The 20237-nt window shown below is 66.3% G+C and carries 21 protein-coding genes and 1 other RNA gene; 17 read left to right on the top strand and 5 right to left on the bottom strand.

Annotated features, from left to right (window positions below; translation table 11 throughout):
* Positions 1-69 precede the first annotated feature (69 nt).
* The gene (locus EHF44_RS03440) at positions 70-474 is read right to left on the bottom strand and encodes an acyl-CoA thioesterase (protein ID WP_124682454.1); all 405 of its coding nucleotides are present in this window, start codon (positions 472-474) and stop codon (positions 70-72) included.
* A 112-nt stretch (positions 475-586) separates the two neighbouring features.
* Between EHF44_RS03440 and EHF44_RS03435 the strand changes: the two genes are divergently transcribed.
* The 4 genes from EHF44_RS03435 to EHF44_RS03420 all read left to right on the top strand — a co-directional run bounded on the left by EHF44_RS03435 (position 587) and on the right by EHF44_RS03420 (position 5337).
* Positions 587-2482 (top strand): ABCB family ABC transporter ATP-binding protein/permease, encoded by a 1896-nt coding sequence (locus EHF44_RS03435; protein ID WP_124682453.1) that lies wholly within the window; start codon positions 587-589, stop codon positions 2480-2482.
* Positions 2483-2654: 172 nt separating this feature from the next.
* Positions 2655-3713 (top strand): ABC transporter substrate-binding protein, encoded by a 1059-nt coding sequence (locus EHF44_RS03430; RefSeq protein WP_124682452.1) that lies wholly within the window; start codon positions 2655-2657, stop codon positions 3711-3713.
* Positions 3710-4561 carry an ABC transporter ATP-binding protein gene (locus tag EHF44_RS03425; RefSeq protein ID WP_124682451.1) on the top strand — a complete coding sequence of 284 codons (852 nt, stop codon included), beginning with the start codon at positions 3710-3712 and terminating at the stop codon, positions 4559-4561. The genes EHF44_RS03430 and EHF44_RS03425 overlap by 4 nt, the downstream gene beginning before the upstream one ends.
* On the top strand, positions 4558-5337 hold the full coding sequence (locus tag EHF44_RS03420) for an ABC transporter permease (RefSeq protein WP_124682450.1): 780 nt from the start codon (positions 4558-4560) through the stop codon (positions 5335-5337). Before EHF44_RS03425 ends, EHF44_RS03420 begins: the two co-directional genes overlap by 4 nt.
* A gap of 16 nt (positions 5338-5353) precedes the next feature.
* Here EHF44_RS03420 and EHF44_RS03415 read toward each other — a convergent pair whose 3' ends face one another.
* A complete protein-coding gene (locus EHF44_RS03415) occupies positions 5354-5812 on the bottom strand; it encodes an Lrp/AsnC family transcriptional regulator (RefSeq protein WP_124682449.1) in 459 nt (152 codons plus the stop codon).
* Between the two features lie 54 nt (positions 5813-5866).
* Positions 5867-6436, bottom strand: a complete 570-nt coding sequence (locus EHF44_RS03410; protein WP_124682448.1) for a cysteine dioxygenase family protein — start codon at positions 6434-6436, stop codon at positions 5867-5869.
* A 180-nt stretch (positions 6437-6616) separates the two neighbouring features.
* Here EHF44_RS03410 and EHF44_RS03405 point away from each other — a divergent pair, with 180 nt between their 5' ends.
* The 6 genes from EHF44_RS03405 (at position 6617) to EHF44_RS03380 (ending at position 12455) form a co-directional block, all read left to right on the top strand.
* The gene (locus tag EHF44_RS03405) at positions 6617-7585 is read left to right on the top strand and encodes a LysR family transcriptional regulator (protein WP_124682447.1); all 969 of its coding nucleotides are present in this window, start codon (positions 6617-6619) and stop codon (positions 7583-7585) included.
* Positions 7586-7717: 132 nt separating this feature from the next.
* Complete coding sequence (locus tag EHF44_RS03400; protein WP_124682446.1) at positions 7718-9025, top strand: Glu/Leu/Phe/Val family dehydrogenase; 1308 nt, start codon at positions 7718-7720, stop codon at positions 9023-9025.
* A gap of 310 nt (positions 9026-9335) precedes the next feature.
* Positions 9336-10235 (top strand): glutamate/aspartate ABC transporter substrate-binding protein, encoded by a 900-nt coding sequence (locus EHF44_RS03395; protein WP_124682445.1) that lies wholly within the window; start codon positions 9336-9338, stop codon positions 10233-10235.
* 65 nt (positions 10236-10300) lie between these two features.
* On the top strand, positions 10301-11029 hold the full coding sequence (locus EHF44_RS03390) for an amino acid ABC transporter permease (RefSeq protein WP_124682444.1): 729 nt from the start codon (positions 10301-10303) through the stop codon (positions 11027-11029).
* 11 nt (positions 11030-11040) lie between these two features.
* A complete protein-coding gene (gene gltK / locus EHF44_RS03385; protein ID WP_124682443.1) occupies positions 11041-11724 on the top strand; it encodes a glutamate/aspartate ABC transporter permease GltK in 684 nt (227 codons plus the stop codon).
* Complete coding sequence (locus EHF44_RS03380; protein WP_124682442.1) at positions 11721-12455, top strand: amino acid ABC transporter ATP-binding protein; 735 nt, start codon at positions 11721-11723, stop codon at positions 12453-12455. Before gltK ends, EHF44_RS03380 begins: the two co-directional genes overlap by 4 nt.
* 54 nt (positions 12456-12509) lie before the next feature.
* Here the strand turns inward: EHF44_RS03380 and EHF44_RS03375 are convergent, their stop codons facing one another.
* Complete coding sequence (locus EHF44_RS03375; RefSeq protein WP_124682441.1) at positions 12510-13340, bottom strand: class II glutamine amidotransferase; 831 nt, start codon at positions 13338-13340, stop codon at positions 12510-12512.
* Between the two features lie 119 nt (positions 13341-13459).
* Here EHF44_RS03375 and EHF44_RS03370 point away from each other — a divergent pair, with 119 nt between their 5' ends.
* From EHF44_RS03370 to rnpB, 5 genes are all read left to right on the top strand, one after another.
* A complete protein-coding gene (locus tag EHF44_RS03370; RefSeq protein ID WP_124682440.1) occupies positions 13460-14533 on the top strand; it encodes a tartrate dehydrogenase in 1074 nt (357 codons plus the stop codon).
* Positions 14530-15828 carry a glycerate kinase type-2 family protein gene (locus EHF44_RS03365; protein WP_124682439.1) on the top strand — a complete coding sequence of 433 codons (1299 nt, stop codon included), beginning with the start codon at positions 14530-14532 and terminating at the stop codon, positions 15826-15828. Before EHF44_RS03370 ends, EHF44_RS03365 begins: the two co-directional genes overlap by 4 nt.
* 15 nt (positions 15829-15843) lie before the next feature.
* Positions 15844-16878 carry a dihydroorotase gene (gene pyrC, locus EHF44_RS03360; RefSeq protein ID WP_124682438.1) on the top strand — a complete coding sequence of 345 codons (1035 nt, stop codon included), beginning with the start codon at positions 15844-15846 and terminating at the stop codon, positions 16876-16878.
* A gap of 4 nt (positions 16879-16882) precedes the next feature.
* Positions 16883-17659, top strand: coding sequence for a DUF3025 domain-containing protein (locus tag EHF44_RS03355; RefSeq protein WP_124682437.1), 777 nt, complete (start codon positions 16883-16885; stop codon positions 17657-17659).
* 34 nt (positions 17660-17693) lie between these two features.
* An RNA gene (rnpB, locus tag EHF44_RS03350) (RNase P RNA component class A) lies at positions 17694-18037 on the top strand.
* Between the two features lie 63 nt (positions 18038-18100).
* On the opposite strand, the gene EHF44_RS03345 is transcribed toward rnpB, so the two are convergent.
* On the bottom strand, positions 18101-18523 hold the full coding sequence (locus tag EHF44_RS03345; protein ID WP_124682436.1) for an OsmC family protein: 423 nt from the start codon (positions 18521-18523) through the stop codon (positions 18101-18103).
* 745 nt (positions 18524-19268) lie between these two features.
* Between EHF44_RS03345 and rplM the strand changes: the two genes are divergently transcribed.
* The gene (rplM, locus tag EHF44_RS03340) at positions 19269-19697 is read left to right on the top strand and encodes a 50S ribosomal protein L13 (RefSeq protein ID WP_124682435.1); all 429 of its coding nucleotides are present in this window, start codon (positions 19269-19271) and stop codon (positions 19695-19697) included.
* Positions 19698-19709: 12 nt separating this feature from the next.
* Entirely contained in the window at positions 19710-20102 is a 393-nt protein-coding gene (rpsI, locus tag EHF44_RS03335; RefSeq protein WP_124682434.1) for a 30S ribosomal protein S9, read from the top strand.
* Positions 20103-20237: the final 135 nt, after the last annotated feature.

Raw genomic sequence — 20237 nt, 5'->3', positions numbered from 1 at the left:
CCCGGCCCTCGCCCCTGACCCCTCTTCAGCCATGCGGAAGAGGGAACCCAGAGCAAGGAAGGACGCCGGTCAAGCCGTCGGCAACACCCTCGGCATCCGGCTTTCGTCCGTCGCCACGTACGTCAGCGTGGCTTCCGTGACCTTGACGATCTCGTGGCTGTGGCGCATGCGTTGCGCGTAGACCTCCACGGAGACCGTGATCGAGGTGCGGCCCGTCTTGACGATATCCGCGTAGAAGCTGACCAGGTCGCCCACGAACACGGGGTGCTTGAACAGGAATGAATTCACCGCCACCGTGGCCACGCGGCCCTGGGCGCGTTCCACGGCCGGGATGGAGCCGGCGATGTCGACCTGCGCCATGATCCAGCCGCCGAACACGTCGCCGTGGACGTTGGCGTCGGCGGGCATCGGCACCACTCGCAGGGCGGGGTTCTTGCCGGGCGGCAGTTCGGAGAGGGGGGCGGATGTGGACATGTCGGGGACCGAGGAGAGCGGGAAATACGGGGCGTTCATGGGCGGTGGGGCAGTGGCCTGCCGGACGTGGCGATCTCTGCGACAATCGCGGCATTGGCACGAATTCTAACGTATGCGCCGCTATTCCACGACCGCCGAGCCCGCCCCTGCCGAGCCGGCCAATTCCCTGTTCCAGGGCGCTGGCGCCCCGCGCAGCGACTGGCAGACCGTCCGCAACCTGCTGCCCTACGTCTGGCACTACAAGTGGCGCGTGATGCTGGCGCTGGCCTGCCTGGTGGCCGCCAAGGTGGCCAACCTGGGCGTGCCGGTGCTGATGAAGAAGCTGGTCGACAGCATGGACATCAAGGCCGGCGACGCCACCGCGCTGCTGGTGGTGCCCGTGGGCCTGATCGTCGCCTACGGGCTGCTGCGGCTCTCCGGGTCGCTCTTCACCGAGTTGCGCGAGATCCTCTTTTCGAAGGTGACGCAGAGCGCCGTGCGCGAGATCGCGCTGCAGGTGTTCCGCCATCTGCACGCGCTGTCGCTGCGCTTTCACCTGGAGCGGCAGACCGGCGGCATGAGCCGCGACATCGAGCGCGGCACGCGCGGCATCCAGTCGCTGATCTCGTACTCGCTGTACAGCATCCTGCCCACGCTGGTGGAAATGTCGCTGGTCATCGGCTTCTTTTTCCTGCACTACGACATCTGGTTCGCGGCCATCACGCTGTGCGCGCTGGTGGGCTACATCGTCTTCACGATCGTCGTGACCGAGTGGCGCACGCACTTCCGGCGCCGGATGAACGAGCTGGATTCGCGCGCCAACCAGAAGGCCATCGACTCGCTGCTGAACTTCGAGACCGTCAAGTACTTCGGCAACGAGGAATACGAGGCGCGGCGCTATGACGAGAACCTGCGCACCTACCGCGCGGCGGCAATCCGCTCGCAGAACTCGCTGTCGTTCCTGAACTTCGGCCAGCAGGCCATCATCGCCACGGGGCTGATCCTGATTCTCTGGCGCGCCACGGTGGGCGTGGCGGCCGGCAAGCTCACGCTGGGCGACCTGGTGCTGGTCAACACGCTGATGATCCAGCTCTACATCCCGCTGAACTTCCTGGGCGTGATCTACCGCGAGATCAAGCAGTCCACGACCGACATGGACCGGATGTTCGTGCTGCTGGGCACCAACCAGGAGGTGGCCGATGCCCCCGACGCGCCGCCGCTGCGCGTCAACGGCGCGGCGGTCCGCTTCCGGCATGTCGGATTCGGGTACGAGCCCAACCGCGTGATCCTGCACGACGTGGACTTCACGATCGCCGCAGGCACCACCACGGCCGTGGTCGGCCACAGCGGCTCGGGCAAGTCGACACTCGCCCGGCTGCTGTTCCGCTTCTACGACGTGTCGCAGGGCGCGATCGAGGTGGACGGGCAGGACATCCGCGCGGTGCGCCAGTCCACCCTGCGCGCGTCGATCGGCATCGTGCCGCAGGACACCGTGCTGTTCAACGACAGCATCTACTACAACATCGCCTACGGGCGGCCCGAGGCCACGCGCGAGGAAGTGATCGCCGCCGCGCGGGCCGCGCAGATCGACCACTTCATCAGCGAACTGCCGCAGGGGTACGACACGCCGGTGGGCGAGCGCGGGCTGAAGCTGTCGGGCGGCGAGAAGCAGCGCGTGGCCATCGCCCGGACGCTGCTCAAGAACCCGCCGATCCTGGTGTTCGACGAAGCCACCTCGGCGCTGGATTCGCGCACCGAGCAGGCCATCCAGGCCGAGCTGATGCGGCTGGCGCAGAACCGCACCACGCTGCTGATCGCGCACCGGCTGTCCACGGTGGTCCATGCCGACCAGATCCTGGTGATGGACCACGGCCGCATCGTCGAGCGCGGCACGCACGCCGAGCTGATGCGCGCCAACGGCCGCTACGCCGAGATGTGGCAGATCCAGGCGCGCAACGCGGCCAAGGGCGTGCCCGACGGCGACGATGCGCGCGACATCGAGGTGGGCGACGCGACGCAGGACGCCTGACGATTGTCGACAATGGCGGACGGCAACACCCGCCGACACCGGCCCGCGCACAATCGTGGGTCGTCAATGCACCGCGGCCACGCCTCGCGCCGGTGCATGACAACCCCGTGAAAGGCTGGCACGCCCCTTGCGGCAAGCCTGCTCCAGAGAGATCAACAACTGGAGAAGGTCCATGCCGCAATCCCCCGTGCGCCGTCATCTGCTGAAGCTGTGCACCGCCCTGGGCACCACGATGGTGCTGTCGACACTCTGCGCGGGCACCGCCCAGGCGCAGGCCGCGACCAAGGTGCGTTTTCAGCTCGACTGGCGCTTCGAAGGGCCGTCCGCCCTGTTCCTGCTGGGCGAGCAGAAGGGCTACTTCAAGGCCGAGAAGCTCGACGTGTCGATCGACGCCGGCAACGGGTCGGGCAACGTGGTCAACCGCGTGGCATCGGGCACGTACGACATGGGCTTTGCCGACCTGGCGTCGGTGATGGAGTTCTACGGCAACAACCCCGACGCGCGCAACAAGCCGGTGGCCGTGATGATGGTCTACAACAACACGCCGGCCGCCATCCTGGCGCTGAAGAAGTCCGGCATCAAGGCGCCCAGGGACCTGACCGGCAAGAAGCTGGGCGCGCCGGTGTTCGACGCCGGCCGCCGCGCGTTCCCGATCTTCGCCAAGGCCAACGGCCTGCAGGCCGCGTCGTTCAACTGGCAGGCGATGGACCCGACGCTGCGCGAGACGATGCTGGCGCGCGGCGACCTTGACGCCATCACCGGCTTCTCGTTCACGTCGATCCTGAACCTGAACGCGCGCGGCGTGAAGGACGAGGACATCGTCGTGCTGCCGTACCCGCAGTACGGCGTGAAGCTCTACGGCAACGCCATCATCGCGTCCGAGCAGTTCCTCAAGGCCCATCCCGAGGCCGTCAAGGCGTTCCTGCGCGCGTTTGCCAAGTCAGCGCGCGACGTCATCGCGCGGCCGGAAGAGGGCATCAAGGCCGTGAAGGCGCGCGACGGCATCATCGACGAGAAGCTGGAGGTGCGCCGGCTGAAGATCGCGCTGGACAGCGTGGTCAAGTCGCCCGATGCAAAGGCCGAAGGGTTTGGCCGCGTCAGCAAGCCGCGCCTGTCGCTGATGGCGTCGCAGGTGGCCGACGCGTTCGGCACCAAGGGCCGCATCGACGCCGATGCCGTGTGGACCGACGCCTACCTGCCGTCGGCCGCAGAACTGGACGTGCTGCGATGATGGCAAGGCAGGCACAGATGCCCGCGGCAGGCGGCGCGGGCACCGACGCCGGCGGCAAGCCGTTCGTCGACTTCAACCGCGTCTGGCTGGCCTACGACGACGACCTGGCGCGCCGGGGCGAATTCGCGGTCGAGGATATCTCGCTGCAGGCGGCGCCGGGCGAGTTCATCGCCATCGTCGGCCCGTCCGGCTGCGGCAAGTCTACGTTCATGAAGCTGGCCACCGGCCTGCGCCCGGCCACGCGCGGCGTGGTGACCATCGACGGCGAGCGCGTGACCGGGCCGCTCAAGCAGGTAGGCATGGCGTTCCAGGCGCCCACGCTGCTGCCGTGGCGCACGACGCTGGCCAACGTGATGCTGCCGCTGGAGATCGTCGAGCCGTACCGGTCGACGATGCGCCGGCGGCGGGCCGAGTACGAGGAACGGGCGCGCGCGCTGCTGAAGACCGTGGGGCTGGCCGGCTACGAGGACAAGTACCCGTGGCAGCTCTCTGGCGGCATGCAGCAGCGGGCGTCGATCTGCCGGGCGCTGATCCACCAGCCGCGCATGCTGCTGCTGGACGAGCCGTTCGGCGCGCTGGACGCCTTCACGCGCGAGGAGCTCTGGTGCGTGCTGCGCGACCTCTGGCAGGCGCAGCGCTTCAACGTGATCCTGGTCACGCACGACCTGCGCGAGGCGGTCTTCCTGGCGGACACCGTCTACGTGATGAGCGCCCGGCCGGGCCGCATCCTGTTGCGCAAGGAGATCGACCTGCCGCGCCCGCGCCCGCTGGACATCACCTATACCGAACCCTTTGCCGAACGCGTGCACCTGCTGCGCGAGAAAATCGGCCACGTCAGGCAATCATGATCATGGCAACCATGTCCGCTGCCCAGTCGAAGCGCGTCCAGCGCGTCGCCCCCTGGATTCTTCTTGGCGCCTGCCTGCTGCTGTGGCAGGGCGCCTGCCTGGTGTTCGACGTGTCGGACTTCATCCTGCCGAGCCCGTCGGCCATCGTCGCCTCGCTGGCGGAATACGGCGGCGTGATCGCCGGCCACGCCTGGCGCACGTTCTGGACCACGATGGTCGGCTTCGGCCTGGCCATCGTGGTGGGCGTGGTGCTGGGCATGCTGATGGGATCGTCGCGGCTGGCCTATGCCGCCACCTATCCGCTGATGACCGCGTTCAACGCGCTGCCCAAGGCGGCGTTCGTGCCGATCCTGGTGGTCTGGTGCGGCCTGGGCGCCGGCCCGGCCATCCTCACCGCGTTCCTGATCTCGTTCTTCCCGATCATGGTGAACATCGCCACCGGGCTGGCCACGCTGGAGCCGGAACTGGAAGACGTGCTGCGGGTGCTGGGTGCGCGGCGGCGCGACGTGCTGCTCAAGGTGGGCCTGCCGCGCGCGATGCCGTTCTTCTTCGCGTCGCTGAAGGTGGCCATCACGCTGGCCTTCGTCGGCACGACGGTGTCGGAGATGAACGCGGCCAACGAGGGCATCGGCTACCTGCTGGTGTCGGCCGGCTCGGCGATGAAGATGCCGCTGGCGTTTGCCGGGCTGGTCGTCATCGCTGTCATGGCGATGGGCATGTACGAGCTGTTCGCCGTGGTGGAAAAGCGCATGACCGGCTGGGCGCACCGCGGCTGACCGGGCGGCGCCGGGCTCAGGCGTAGTCGAGCGGCAGCGCGGTGGTGTACTTGATCTGCTCCATCGCAAAGCTGGAACTCACGTCGGCCAGCTCGGCGCCCTGGATCAGCTTCTTGTAGACCGCGTCGTAGGCGGCGATGTCGGGCACCACCACGCGCAGCAGGTAGTCGGTATCGCCGGCCATGCGGTAGAACTCGGTGACTTCGGGAATCGAGGCCACGAGGTCGTGGAACGCCTTCAGCCACTTCACGTTGTGCTGGCTGGTGCGGATCGACACGAAGACCGTGACACCCACGTTCAGCCGGGCGGCGTCCAGCAGCGCCACGCGCTTGCGGATGATGCCGGACGCCTCCAGCTTCTGCACGCGGCGCCAGCACGGCGTGGAAGTCAGCCCCACGCGCTCGCCGATCTCGGCGACGGGCACGGCGGCATCCTCCTGCAGGATGTTCAGGATCTGGCGGTCATAGCGGTCCATGGGCGTCTCGAAGGGGTAGGTCGGCCGGCGCCGGCCGTCCCCGCGCGGCCGGTGCTAGCTGACGATGGTATCCACTAGCAGGTTCACGCCGGTGGCGATGCGATCCTGCTCCACGCCGTAGATGTGCAGCGACACGGCCACCGTGTCGCCGTCGTTGCCGAGCGCGTGGATATGGCGCAGGCCGGCCGGCACGCTGAACGTGTCGCCCACGGCGCGCGGCACGGCGCCGGTCTGCTCGGCCGTGCGGCTGGCCGGATTCCACCGGTAGTGGCGCTCGGACAGCGTGCCGCGCAGCACGCGGTACGCACACCATGTGCGATGGCCATGCACGGGGCTGTGCTGGCCGGGGCGCCAGACCAGCACCATGATGGAGAACCGCTCGAAGGGGTCGGCGTGCACCAGGTGGCGCGTGTAGTGGTCGGGGCTGCCGTCCAGCGCGCCGGGCGGCAGGGCGGCCAGCAGCGTGTCGATATCGTCCATGCCGGCCGCCACGTGGGCAGCCACCATGCGCGCGCTCTGGGCCAGCGTCGCCTCCATGCCGGCGGCCAGCCGGGCGAACGGGGAGGGCGGGACGGGCGGGAACGGCAGGTCGGACAGGTTGGCCGGGACGGACGTGGCTGGCATGGCGCGCTGATTGTGGGGGGATCGCAATGGCATCCATGTTAAAAGTCCGCTAAGAGCAGAAACCTGCAAGATATGGTGGGAAAGACGGTGGAATGGTAATCCCATTCTCCATTCTGGGCGAGAACCGGAAAATTATTGCCCGACACGCCTTCCGGCGCCGGGCGGGCGATAATCCGCGCCATGGAAATCAAATGGCTTGAAGACTTTGTCAGCCTGGCCGAGACGCACAGCTTCTCGCGCTCGGCCGAGCTGCGGCACGTCACGCAGCCGGCGTTCTCGCGCCGCATCCAGTCGCTGGAGGCGTGGGTGGGCACCGAGCTGATCGACCGGTCCAGCTATCCCACCAGCCTGACGGCCGCCGGGAAGGTGTTCTACGAGCAGGCGCTGGCGATGCTGGCGCAGGTCAGCGAGACCCGTGCGCTGATGCGCGGGCAGCGGTCGGCCAACGCCCAGGTGCTGGAATTTGCCGTGCCGCACACGCTGTCGCTGACGTTCTTCCCCGAATGGCTCAAGGGCGTGGAAAGCCAGCTCGGCACGCTGCCGTGCCGGCTGCGGGCGCTCAACGTGCACGACGCCGTGCTGATGCTGGTGGAAGGCGGCTGCGACCTCGTCATGGTCTATCACCATCCGCGCCAGGCCATCCAGCTCGATCCGGCCCATTACGACATGCTGGTGCTGGGCACCGAGCGGCTGTCGCCGTACAGCGTGCCCGACGCCGGCGGCCGGCCGCTGTTCCGGCTGCCCGGCACCGACAAGAAGCCGGTGCCGTTCCTGAGCTATACGCCCAATGCGTTCCTGGGCCGCATGGTGGACATGCTGCTGGCCGAGTCGGCCGATACGCTCAAGCTGGACAAATGCTACGAGACCGATATGGCCGAGGCGCTCAAGGTCATGGCGCTGGCCGGGCACGGCATGGCGTTCCTGCCCGAGAGCACCGTGCGCGAGGACGTGGCGGCCGGGCGGCTGGTGCGCGCCGAGGCCGCGCGCGGGCTGCCCCAGTCGATCGACATGGAGATCCGGCTCTACCGCGAGCGGCCGGCCGAGAACGGCGGCGACCGGCGCGCCGGGCCGCTGCGCCGCAAGCGCCAGCTGGTGGACAAGATCTGGGCGACGCTGGTTGCGCCGTCAACGGGGTCGGCGGGCGGCTGAGCCGGGCTGGAGGGGCCGGTGCAACGTTATGCGTGCCTTGCATAATGGCGCCGGGGCGGATGACCAATCGGCATTGGATTTCGGCAGGGGGGCGCCGATATGCTGCGTGTCACCTTCACTCGGAACCCAACGATGTCTTCCGCAGCACCGACGCAAAACGTCTCCAATGCTCACGCCCTGCCTTCGTACCTGAACGCCGACCACCTCGGCCCGTGGGGCATCTACCTGCAGCAAGTCGACCGTGTCACGCCCTACCTGGGCTCGCTGGCACGCTGGGTGGAAACGCTGAAGCGCCCCAAGCGCGCGCTGATCGTCGACGTACCGATCGAGATGGACAACGGCACCATCGCCCACTTCGAGGGCTACCGGGTGCAGCACAACCTGTCGCGCGGCCCGGGCAAGGGCGGCGTGCGCTTTCACCAGGACGTGACGCTGTCCGAGGTGATGGCGCTGTCGGCGTGGATGTCGGTCAAGAACGCGGCCGTGAACGTGCCGTACGGCGGCGCCAAGGGCGGCATCCGCGTGGATCCGCGCACGCTGTCGCAGGGCGAACTGGAACGGCTGACGCGCCGCTACACCAGTGAAATCAACATCATCATCGGGCCCAGCAAGGACATCCCGGCGCCCGACGTCAACACCAATGCGCAGGTCATGGCCTGGATGATGGACACCTACTCGATGAACTCGGGCAGCACGGCCACCGGCGTGGTGACCGGCAAGCCGATCTCGCTGGGCGGCTCGCTGGGCCGCCACGAGGCCACCGGCCGCGGCGTGTTCGTCGTGGGCTCGGAAGCGGCCCGCAACCTGGGGCTGGACATCAAGGGCGCGCGCGTGGCCGTGCAGGGCTTCGGCAACGTCGGCGCCGTGGCCGCCAAGCTGTTCCACGAGGCCGGCGCCCGCGTGGTGGCCGTGCAGGACCACCGCACCACGCTGTACAACCCGGCCGGCCTGGACGTGCCGGCCATGATGGAATACGCGTCCCACAGTGGCACCATCGACGGCTTCCAGGCCGAGGTGCTGCGCGGCGATCAGTTCTGGGAAGTGGACTGCGACATCCTGATCCCGGCCGCGCTGGAAGGCCAGATCACGGCCGAGAACGCGCCGAAGATCACGGCCCGGCTGGTGATCGAGGGCGCCAACGGCCCGACCACCCCGCAGGCCGACGACATACTGCGCGAGCGCAACATCCTGGTCTGCCCGGACGTGATCGCCAACGCCGGCGGCGTGACCGTGTCCTACTTCGAATGGGTGCAGGATTTCTCCAGCTTCTTCTGGACCGAGGAGGAGATCAACGAGCGCCTGGTACGGATTATGCAAGAAGCCTTCCGGGCGATCTGGCAGGTTGCCCAGGACAACAAGGTCACGCTGCGGACGGCCGCGTTCATCGTGGCGTGCTCGCGGATCCTGCAGGCGCGCGAGATGCGCGGTCTGTACCCCTGATGCAGGCGGGTCTGATGCCGGAGGGTTGGCGCCGCTGCAATGCAGCAAATCCTCCGGTTCTCAGCATCCACTGAAAAGCGGCGGCCGATTTTCCGGCTGCCGCTTTTTTATTGGGCGGGGGTTTGGCGCAACTGGCAAGCGGGCGTTTGCAGATGTGTCTCATTTTGGCGCATCGCCGCGAAACCATGCCCGCAATGGCACCACTTAGGGGAAAAACCCGTTGTCTTGGGTCAATTGCTAAGCAATACTGTTTCGCCGGCAGGACTGTCTGATACAGTCCCGCCTTTCTCTTCATGGTCAAGGAGATGTTATGAATGTTGCCAAGTTGGCTGGCCTGATGATTGCGGCAGGCATGCTGTGCGCGAGCGCGCAGGCAGCCGAGCCGCTGACGGGTACGCTGCAGAAGATCAAGGATACGGGTGTCATCACGCTGGGTGTGCGGGACTCTTCGATTCCGTTCAACTACAACCTGGGCGGCGTGCGCCAGGTGGGCTATTCCTACGATATCAACATGAAGATCGTGGAAGCCATCAAGGACCAGCTCAAGCTGCCGAACCTGCAGGTCAAGGAAATCCCGATCACCTCGCAGAACCGCATCACGCTGCTGCAGAACGGCACGATCGATATCGAGTGCGGCTCGACGACGAACAACCTCGAACGCCAGAAGCAGGCATCGTTCACCACCAGCATCTTCATCATCGGCACGCGCATCATGGTGAAGAAGGACGGCGGCATCAAGGACTGGGCCGACCTGAAGGGCAAGAACGTGGTCACCACGGCCGGTACGACGTCCGAGCGCCTGCTGCGCAAGATGAACGACGACCAGAAGCTGGGCATGAACATCATCAGCACCAAGGACCATGGCCAGTCGTTCCTGACGCTGGAATCGGGCCGTGCCGTGGCGTTCATGATGGACGACGCGCTGCTCTACGGCGAGCGTGCCAAGGCCAAGAACCCGAACGACTGGATCGTCGTGGGCAAGCCGCAGTCGCGTGAGTCGTATGGCTGCATGATCCGCAAGGACGACGCGCCGTTCAAGAAGCTGTCCGACCAGGTCATCACCGGCCTGATGAAGGATGGCTCGATCAACGCCATGTACACGAAGTGGTTCCAGCAGCCGGTCCCGCCGAAGGGCCTGAACCTGGACTTCCCGCTGTCCGAAGACATGAAGGCGCTCTTCAAGAACCCGAACGACAAGGCACTCGACTGATCTGCACGATCGGAGCAGTGCGAAACGGAAGGAGCAGTCCTTCCGTTTCTTTTTGAGGACGCACTATGGATTACATCTTTCACTGGGGAGTGTTCCTCGAGCAGGCCGCCTCCAACGAGACGTACCTGGACTGGATGATCTCCGGTCTCAAGGTCACGATCGCGCTGGGCCTGTCGTCGTGGGTCATCGCCCTGATCATCGGCTCCGTGCTGGGCGTGCTGCGCACCGTGCCGAACAAGTGGCTGTCGGGTTTCGCGGCCACCTACGTCGAGATCTTCCGGAACATTCCGCTGCTGGTGCAGCTTTTCATCTGGTACTTCGTGGGCCCCGAGCTGCTGCCGGGCGGCGAGGCGATCAAGCAGATGAACCCGTTCACCCAGCAGTTCCTGGCCGCCATGCTGTGCCTGGGCACGTTTACCGCCGCCCGGGTCTGCGAACAGGTGCGCTCGGGTATCAATTCGCTGCCGCGCGGCCAGAAGAACGCCGGGCTGGCCATGGGTTTCACGCTGGCCCAGACGTACCGCCACGTGCTGCTGCCGATGGCGTTCCGCGTCATCGTGCCGCCGCTCACGTCCGAATTCCTGAACATCTTCAAGAACTCGGCCGTGGCGTCGACGATCGGCCTGCTGGAACTGGCCGCGCAGGGCCGCCAGCTCGTGGACTACACGGCGCGGCCGTATGAGTCGTTCATCGCGGTGACGCTGCTGTACGCCGCCATCAACGTGACGGTGATGCTGCTGATGCGCTGGGTGGAACGCCGCACCCGCGTGCCGGGCTTCATCGGCAGCAAGTAAGGAGCTGGAACATGGCATACGAATTCGATTTCAGCTCGATCAATGCGTCGACCATCCACGTGCTCGGCGAGGGCATGGCGGTGTCGCTCAAGATCACGGTCACGGCCGTGATCGTGGGTATCGTGTGGGGCACGATCCTGGCGATGATGCGCCTGTCGTCGTTCCGGCCGCTGAACTGGTTCGCCCAGGCGTACGTGACGGTCTTCCGGTCCATCCCGCTGGTGATGGTGCTGCTGTGGTTCTTCCTGATCATCCCGCAGCTGCTGCAGAAGGTGTTCAACCTGTCGGCCGCGTCCGACCTGCGCATGACGTCCGCGCTGATCGCGTTCTCGCTGTTCGAGGCCGCGTACTACTCGGAAATCATCCGCGCCGGTATCCAGAGCGTGTCGCGCGGGCAGATGTTCGCCGCGCAGGCGCTGGGCATGACCTATGGCCAGACCATGCGGCTGGTGATCCTGCCGCAGGCGTTCCGCAACATGGTGCCGCTGCTGCTGACGCAGGGGATCATCCTGTTCCAGGACACGTCGCTGGTGTACGTGAGCGCGCTGGCGGACTTCTTCGGCCAGGCCTACGGCATTGGCGAGCGTGACGGCCGCATCGTGGAGATGCTGCTGTTCGCGGGCCTGGTGTACTTCCTCATTTGTTTCTCCGCTTCACTGCTGGTCAAGCGTTATCAGAAAAAGGTGGCCGTATGATCGAGATTAATAACGTTTCCAAGTGGTACGGCACGTTCCAGGTGCTGACCGATTGCACGACCCGCGTGGCCAAGGGTGAAGTGGTGGTGGTGTGCGGCCCGTCGGGCTCGGGCAAGTCGACGCTGATCAAGACGGTCAACGCGCTGGAGCCGTTCCAGAAGGGCGACATCCTGGTGGACGGCACCTCGGTCGGCGATTCGAAGACCAACCTGCCCCGGCTGCGCTCGCGCGTGGGCATGGTGTTCCAGAACTTCGAGCTGTTCCCGCACCTGTCGATCACCGAGAACCTGACCATCGCGCAGATGAAGGTGCTGGGCCGCTCGAAGGAGGAAGCCATGGCCAAGGGCCTGAAGTACCTGGACCGCGTGGGCCTGAAGAACCAGGCGGCCAAGTACCCCGGTCAGCTCTCGGGCGGCCAGCAGCAGCGCGTGGCCATCGCCCGTGCGCTGTCGATGGACCCGATCTGCATGCTGTTCGACGAGCCCACCTCGGCGCTGGACCCCGAGATGGTCAACGAGGTGCTGGACGTGATGGTGCAGCTCGCGCAGGAAGGCATGACCATGATGTGCGTGACCCACGAGATGGGCTTCGCCCGCAAGGTGGCCAACCGCGTGATCTTCATGGACGCCGGCAAGATCGTCGAGGACTGCGCCAAGGAAGAGTTCTTCGGCAACATCGACGCCCGCTCGGAGCGCGCCCGCCAGTTCCTGTCCAAGATCCTGCACCACTAAGCCGGTGCCTGGCTTCCCTCTCCCGCCGTGCGGGAGAGGGAGCTTCCCCAACCCTCAGGTACAGGCCGTATTCGCCGCATTCTTCGCCTGGACTTCGGGCGGAATGGGCACGGTCCACGTCATGGTCGGCCGCCCGGCCTCGAACATGATCAGCTCGCCGGGCGCGAACTGCGTCCAGGTCTCGTTGTCGGTCAGCGGGGCGGTGGCGATGACGGCCACGCGGTCGTCGGGCGTGGTGACCTGCGCGAAATCGATCGACAGGTCCGCGTCGATCAGGTGCGCCTTCGAAAACGGCCACTGCCGCACGATGTAGTACAGCCGTGTCGAGCAGTGCGCAAACAGCGCCTGTCCATTACATAGCAAAAAGTTGAAAACGCCGTGCAGCGTGATGTCCCGCGTGATGTCCGCCAGCGCGTGGCCCAGCTCGTTCAGCGGCGGCTGCGAGCCCGGAAAGCGCTTGCGCAGGCCCTGCATCAGCGTGCAGAACGCCAGTTCGCTGTCGGTATCGCCCACCGGCTGGTAGACGCCGGACAGGAACGGCGTGAACCCGTGCAGGTCGCCGTTGTGGGCGAAGATCCAGTGCCGGCCCCACAGCTCGCGCATGAACGGGTGGCAGTTCTCCAGCAGCACCGTGCCCTGGGTGGCCTTTCTGATGTGCGAGATGACGTTTTTCGACTTGATCGGGTAGCGCTTGATCAGGTCGGCCACGGGCGAGGTGCCGGCCGACTGGTTGTCGATGAACAGCCGGCAGGCCTTGTCCTCGAAGAACGCCACGCCGAAACCGTCGGCGTGATGGTCCGTGACGCCGCCGCGGGCGGCAAAGCCGGTAAAGGAAAACGTCACGTCGGTGGGCGTGGCGCAGTTCATGCCTAGAAGCTGGCACATGGCAAGGGCACCGTGCGGCAGGGGGCTGCCGCTTTGCAATAGAATGCAGACATTATCCTGCGCGTGCCCGGTGCTGCCAAGCCGGGTGCCGCGCCCCGCCACCTCGCCCCTTCCCAGCCATGAGTCAATACAAGATCGCTGTCATTCCCGGAGACGGAATTGGAACGGAAGTGATGCCGGAAGGCATCCGCGTCATGGACGCCGCCGCGCGCCGCTTTGGCGTCGACTTCCAGTGGGACCATTTCGACTTTTCCAGCTACGCCTACTTCGAGCGCCACGGCAAGATGCTGCCGGACGACTGGTTCGACACGCTGGTCAAGTACGACGCGATCTACTTTGGCGCGGTGGGCTGGCCGCAGAAGATGCCCGACCACGTGTCGCTGTGGGGCTCGCTGCTGCAGTTCCGGCGGTCGTTCGACCAGTACGTGAACCTGCGGCCCGTGCGGCTGATGCCCGGCATCAAGAGCCCGCTGGCCGACCGCAAGCCCGGCGACATCGACTTCTACGTGGTGCGCGAGAACACCGAGGGCGAGTATTCCAGCATCGGCGGGCGGATGTTTCCGAACACCGAGCGCGAAATTGTGGTGCAGGAGACCGTGATGAGCCGGCACGGCGTGGACCGCATCCTCAAGTTCGCGTTCGAACTGGCCCGGAAACGGCCGAAGCAGCATCTCACGTCGGCCACCAAGTCCAACGGCATCTCGATCACGATGCCGTACTGGGACGAGCGCGTGGAGGCCATGGCGGCCAACTATCCCGGCCTGAAGGTGGACAAGTACCACATCGACATCCTGACCGCCCACTTCGTGCAGCATCCGGACTGGTTCGACGTGGTGGTGGCCAGCAACCTGTTCGGCGACATCCTGTCAGACCTGGGCCCGGCCTGCACGGGCACGATCGGCGTGGCGCCGTCGGGCAACATCAACCCGGACCGCGTGTACCCGAGCCTGTTCGAGCCGGTGCACGGCTCGGCGCCCGACATCGCGGGCAAGGGCATTGCCAACCCGATCGGCCAGATCTGGTGCGGCGCGATGATGCTGGAGCACCTGGGCCATGCCGATGCCGGCGCGGCCGTGCTGCAGGCCATCGAGCAGGTGCTGGCCGCCGGCCCGGGCCACGCGCCGCTGACGCGCGACATTGGCGGCACGGCGTCCACGGCCGACCTGGGCCAGGCCATCGCGGAGGCGCTATGACATTCCAGGGCTGCCCCCGCACCTTGCTGCTCGAAAGCTTTCGCGCCGCCGTGGCCGCCGCGGACCCGCTGGAAATCGTCGCCGGCCACCTGCCGCCGCCCCACGCGGGCGGGCGCACGCTGGTGGTGGGCGCCGGCAAGGCGGCCGCGTCGATGGCGCTGGCCGTCGAGCGCGCCTACGAAGGCAAGGCCACGCTCGAAGGCGTGGTCGTCACGCGCTACGCGCACGGCCTGCCGACGCAGCACATCCGCGTGATCGAGGCCGGCCACCCGGTGCCCGACGAGGCCGGCGAACAGGCCGCCGCCGATATCCTGGCCCAGGTGCAGTCGCTGGGCCCCGACGACCGGCTCATCGTGCTGGTATCGGGCGGCGGGTCGAGCCTGCTGTCGCTGCCGGCCGAAGGCATTCCGATGGCCGACCTGAAGGCCACCACGCGCGAACTGCTGCGCTGCGGCGCGCCGATCACCGACATGAACATCGTGCGCAAGCATGTCTCGCGCATCCAGGGCGGGCGGCTCGCGCAGGCCAGCCGGGCGCCGGTGACCACGCTGATCGTCTCCGACGTGGCCGGCGACGACCCCAGCGCCATCGCCTCGGGCCCCACCGTGCCGGACCCCAGCACCTATGCCGATGCGCTGGCGATCCTCAAGCGCTATGGCGCGACGGTGCCGGCCAGCGTCCAGTCGCACCTTGAACGCGGCGCGCGCGGCGAGATCGCCGAAACGCCAAAACCGGGCGATCCCCTGTTCGCCCGCGTCGACAACCGCATGATCGCCACGGCCCACGGCAGCCTGGAGGCGGCCGCCGCGCTGTTCCGCCGCCAGGGCATCCAGCCCGTGGTGCTGGGCGACACCGTGACCGGCGAGGCGCAGGAAGTGGCGCGCGTGTACGCGGCGCTGGTGCGCGAGATTCGCCAGTACAATGCGCCGTTCTCCGCGCCGGTGGTGCTGATCTCCGGGGGTGAATGCACCGTCACATTGCCCAGCGGCGGCGCGCAGCAGGCGCGCGGCGGGCGCTGTTCGGAATTCCTGCTGTCGCTGGGGATCGAGCTGGGCGGCGCGGCCGACATCCACGCCATCGCGGCCGATACGGACGGCATCGACGGCTCGGAAGACAACGCCGGCGCGCTGCTGGCGCCCGATTCGCTGGCGCGGGCCGAAGCGGCCAGCGTGTCCGCCCGGCACCTGCTCGACGCCCACGACGCCTGGGGCTTCTTCGATGCCATCGGCGACCTCGTGGTGACCGGCCCCACGCGCACCAACGTCAACGATTACCGCGCCATCCTGATTCTCTAAGTAGTGTGTGTCCCCATGACCCAGAAGCTAACGATTACCCGTCCCGACGACTGGCACCTGCACGTGCGCGACGGCGCCGCGCTGTCGGCGGTGCTGCCCGATACCGCGCGCCAGTTCGCGCGGGCGATCATCATGCCGAACCTGAAGCCGCCCGTGACCACGGTGGCCCTGGCCAGCGCCTACCGCGACCGCATCCTGGCCGCGCTGCCCGCCGGCATGGCGTTCGAGCCGCTGATGACGCTGTACCTGACCGACAACCTGCCGCCCGAGGAAATCGTCGCGGCCAAGGCCAGCGGCTTCATCCACGCGGTGAAGCTGTACCCGGCCGGCGCCACGACGAACAGCGACGCGGGCGTGACCGACATCCGCCGCTGCGCCGCCACGCTGGAGGCGATGCAGCGCGAGGGCCTACCGCTGCTGGTGCACGGCGAGGTGACGGACGGCGACATCGACATCTTCGACCGCGAAGCCGTGTTCATCGAGCGCGTGATGCAGCCGCTGCGCCGTGATTTTCCGGAGCTCAAGGTGGTGTTCGAACACATCACCACGCGCGACGCGGCCCAGTACGTGGCCGAGGCCGAAGGCCCGATCGGCGCCACGATCACCGCGCACCACCTGCTGTACAACCGCAACGCGATCTTCACGGGCGGCATCCGGCCCCATTACTACTGCCTGCCAGTGCTCAAGCGCGAAGTGCACCGCGATGCGCTGGTCAAGGCGGCCACGTCGGGCAGCGCGAGGTTCTTCCTGGGCACCGACAGCGCGCCGCATGCCCGCGGCCTGAAGGAGCACGCCTGCGGATGTGCCGGCTGCTACACGGCGCTGCACGCGATGGAGCTGTACGCCGAGGCCTTCGATACCGCCGGCGCACTGGACAAGCTCGAAGCGTTTGCCAGCTTCAACGGCCCGGCTTTCTACGGCCTGCCGCGCAACACCGGCACGCTGACGCTGACGCGCGAGGACTGGCAACTGCCGGCCGAGCTGCCGTACGGCGATACCACGCTGGTGCCGCTGCGCGCCGGCGAAACGCTGCGCTGGAAGGCCAGCTAAGGCGTTGCTGGCCGACATCGACTGGACGCGGCCGTGGTTCCGGCCGTTCGCGGCGTCGGCCCCGGTCTTCACCGGCGGCGACCTGCGCCAGGCGCTCAATGCCCGCGCCGGGTCGCTGCGCAACGCCAGCGGCCTGCCGCTGCGGTTCGTGCCGCAGGCCGACCTGCCGGCGGGCGTCGCCTATGAATCGCACATTGCCGCCACCGGCCAGGTGCCCACGCGCGACAACCTGCACGATGCCTTCAACGGGTTGATCTGGTTGCACTTTCCGCAGACCAAGCGGCTGCTGAACCGGCTGCAGGCCGAGGCCATCGCCCGCGACGGGGTAGGGCAGGTGCGCGGCGGCGTGCGCGATGCCGCAACGCTGTTCGACGAAAACGCCGTGATCTTCATCTCCGAGGTGCCGCCGCTGGCCGACGCCCTGCGCGGGTTTGCGTGGCGCGAGTTGTTCGTCGCCCGCCGCGACGCGTGGCACGACCAGTGCACGGCCATCCCGTTCGGTCATGCGCTGCTCGAAAAGCTCGTGCAGCCGTACAAGTCCGTGACGGGCCATGCGTGGTGGGTGCGCGCGGCGCCAGGCATCGCGCCCGAAGCCCTGGACGGCCGTCTGGCCGACACGCTGGCCGCCGCGGCAGGCGCGGGCGGGCTGGCCGGCGGCCGCAGCTTCTGGCCGCTGCCGGTCATGGGCATCCCCGGCTGGTGCGACGAAAACGCCGCGCCTGGCTTCTACGACGACACCGCCGTGTTCCGCCCCGGACGCCGCGGCGCCGCTGCGGGCTGACCGGACCGGCCATCGGTGTTAGACTGCGGCCCGCAAAGCAGGCCAGACAATCGCTGCTTGTCTCGCAAGGGGCAAGGGGAGGAAAGTCCGGACTCCACAGGGCAGGGTGTTGGCTAACAGCCATCCACGGCAACGTGCGGAATAGGGCCACAGAGACGAGTCTTGCCGCCGGCTTCGGTCGGCGGGAAGGGTGAAACGCGGTAACCTCCACCTGGAGCAATCCCAAATAGGCAGACGATGAAGCGGCCCGCCGAGTCTGCGGGTAGGGAGCTGGAGCCGTCCGGTAACGGGCGGCCTAGAGGAATGGTTGTCACGCGCCGCCAGCCCGCAAGGGTGCGCGGTGTGCACAGAATCCGGCTTATCGGCCTGTCTTTGCTTCTTCGGATATGGAAACGCCCGGCACTGGCCGGGCGTTTTTCTTTTGGCGGCGTGCGTCGGGGTTCAGCCCTCGACGATCTCCGTCGTGTGCGTGATCTCGGCCGTCTTGGCCAGCATGATCGACGCCGAGCAGTATTTCTCGTGCGACAGCTCGATGGCGCGTTCCACCTTGGCCGGATCGAGATTCTTGCCCGTCACCGTGAAGTGGAAGTTGATCCTGGTGAACACCTTCGGATCGGTGTCGGCGCGCTCGGCCTCCAGCTTGACCGAGCAGCCCCGGATGTCCTGCCGCCCGCGCTTGAGGATCAGCACCACGTCATAGGCCGTGCAGCCGCCGGTGCCAAGCAGCACCATTTCCATCGGGCGCGGCGCCAGGTTGTTGCCGCCGCCGTCCGGAGCGCCATCCATCGCCACAAGGTGCCCGCTGCCGGTCTGGGCGATGAAGCTCATGCCCTCCGGACCCGACCATGTCACTTTGCATTCCATTTTTTTCGTTCCTCGGTTCCTGTTTGGTTCTTTTCGCTCACGCCAGCGCGCTGGCGCAGCTTGCTTTCCGCGAGTATAGGCCAATCGCGATGGCCGTCCCGGCTACGGGATTACCCCTAAGATTCTGAAGGTTTCCTCTAGTGTGGCATCCGCGCAGCACGTCAAGTTTGCACTTAAGTTTTTGATTTATATGGATTTATGGTATTCGTCTGCGCTGGATTCGTCATTTCGCATAATGATATGCCATTTCACACTGCAAATTTTCTTGCATCCACCGGACCCGTATGTATAATCCATTCCATCGAACGACGGCGCACGAGAGCGCGCCAGAGTGCGAAAGCGAAGCCGGTTTCAGACCCCATCGCCCCTCGCACCGCCCGCCATGACCGGCCCCGTCGATCGCCCGGTGTCTCCTCCACCCTCCTCCTTTGGTGGATTCAAACCCAAGTCCAAACCGACTTGGGTTTTTTTTCGCCGATTGCAAGGCCCGCCACAGCGCCCGCTGTGGCGCTGGCGGCGCTTCCCGGGCGTCCGGCCGCCATCTTGACGAAAAGCCACATCTTTGCTTGTGCGATCGGCGCCGCGGACAGTATAATCGTCGGCTTTCCGGTCATTGCCCCCGGAAGAGATTCAGGGAGAGCCTGCAGATACAAGCAGGAAGGTCAGGTCCAAAGGGCCGGCCGTTCGACAGGACGCTAAAACGGCGACCGTCATCTCGGGCAGTTTTCAAAATTCAGGAAAAATCATGAAGACCTTTTCCGCCAAGCCTGCAGAGGTAAAGCGCGACTGGTACGTGATTGACGCGACGGACAAGGTCCTCGGCCGTGTTGCCAGCGAAGTGGCACGCCGACTGCGCGGCAAGCACAAGCCGGAATTCACTCCTCACGTCGACACCGGTGATTTCATCATCATCGTCAATGCAGCCAAGCTGCGCGTGACGGGTACCAAGGAACAGGACAAGAAGTACTACCGCCATTCGGGCTACCCGGGCGGTATCTACGAAACCACTTTTGGCAAGATGCAGCAGCGCTTCCCGGGCCGTGCCCTGGAAAAGGCTGTTAAGGGCATGCTGCCGAAGGGTCCGCTGGGCTACGCGATGATCAAGAAGCTGAAGGTTTATGCCGAAGGCGAGCATCCGCATGGCGCACAGCAGCCCAAGGTGCTGGAAATCTAAGGGGGCCAATCCATGATCGGTAACTGGAATTACGGTACTGGCCGCCGCAAGAGCGCTGTGGCTCGTGTCTTCATCAAGTCGGGCAAGGGCGAGATCGTCGTCAACGGCAAGCCCATCAACGAGTACTTCGCTCGCGAAACCTCGCTGATGATCGTGCGCCAGCCGCTGGAGCTGACCGCTCACGCCGAAACGTTCGACATCAAGGTCAACGTGACCGGCGGTGGCGAAACCGGCCAGGCCGGTGCCGTGCGCCACGGCATCACGCGCGCCCTGATCGACTACGATGCCACGCTGAAGTCGGCCCTGTCGAAGGCTGGCTACGTCACCCGTGACGCCCGTGAAGTCGAGCGTAAGAAGGTTGGTCTGCACAAGGCACGCCGCCGCAAGCAATTCTCGAAGCGTTAATCCGCTTCCTGCAGGGTCCGGCCTTCGGGCGGATCCGGCACCCAGAAAACCGCACGCTTCGTCGTGCGGTTTTTTTCGTCCGTTGCGCGGGCGCCATCACGGTTTGGCACATGCTTGCCATTTCTTACACTTTTC

The sequence above is a fragment of the Cupriavidus pauculus genome, from assembly GCF_003854935.1.
GTDB lineage: Bacteria > Pseudomonadota > Gammaproteobacteria > Burkholderiales > Burkholderiaceae > Cupriavidus > Cupriavidus pauculus_C.
This window is presented reverse-complemented; position numbering and strand designations above follow the sequence as displayed.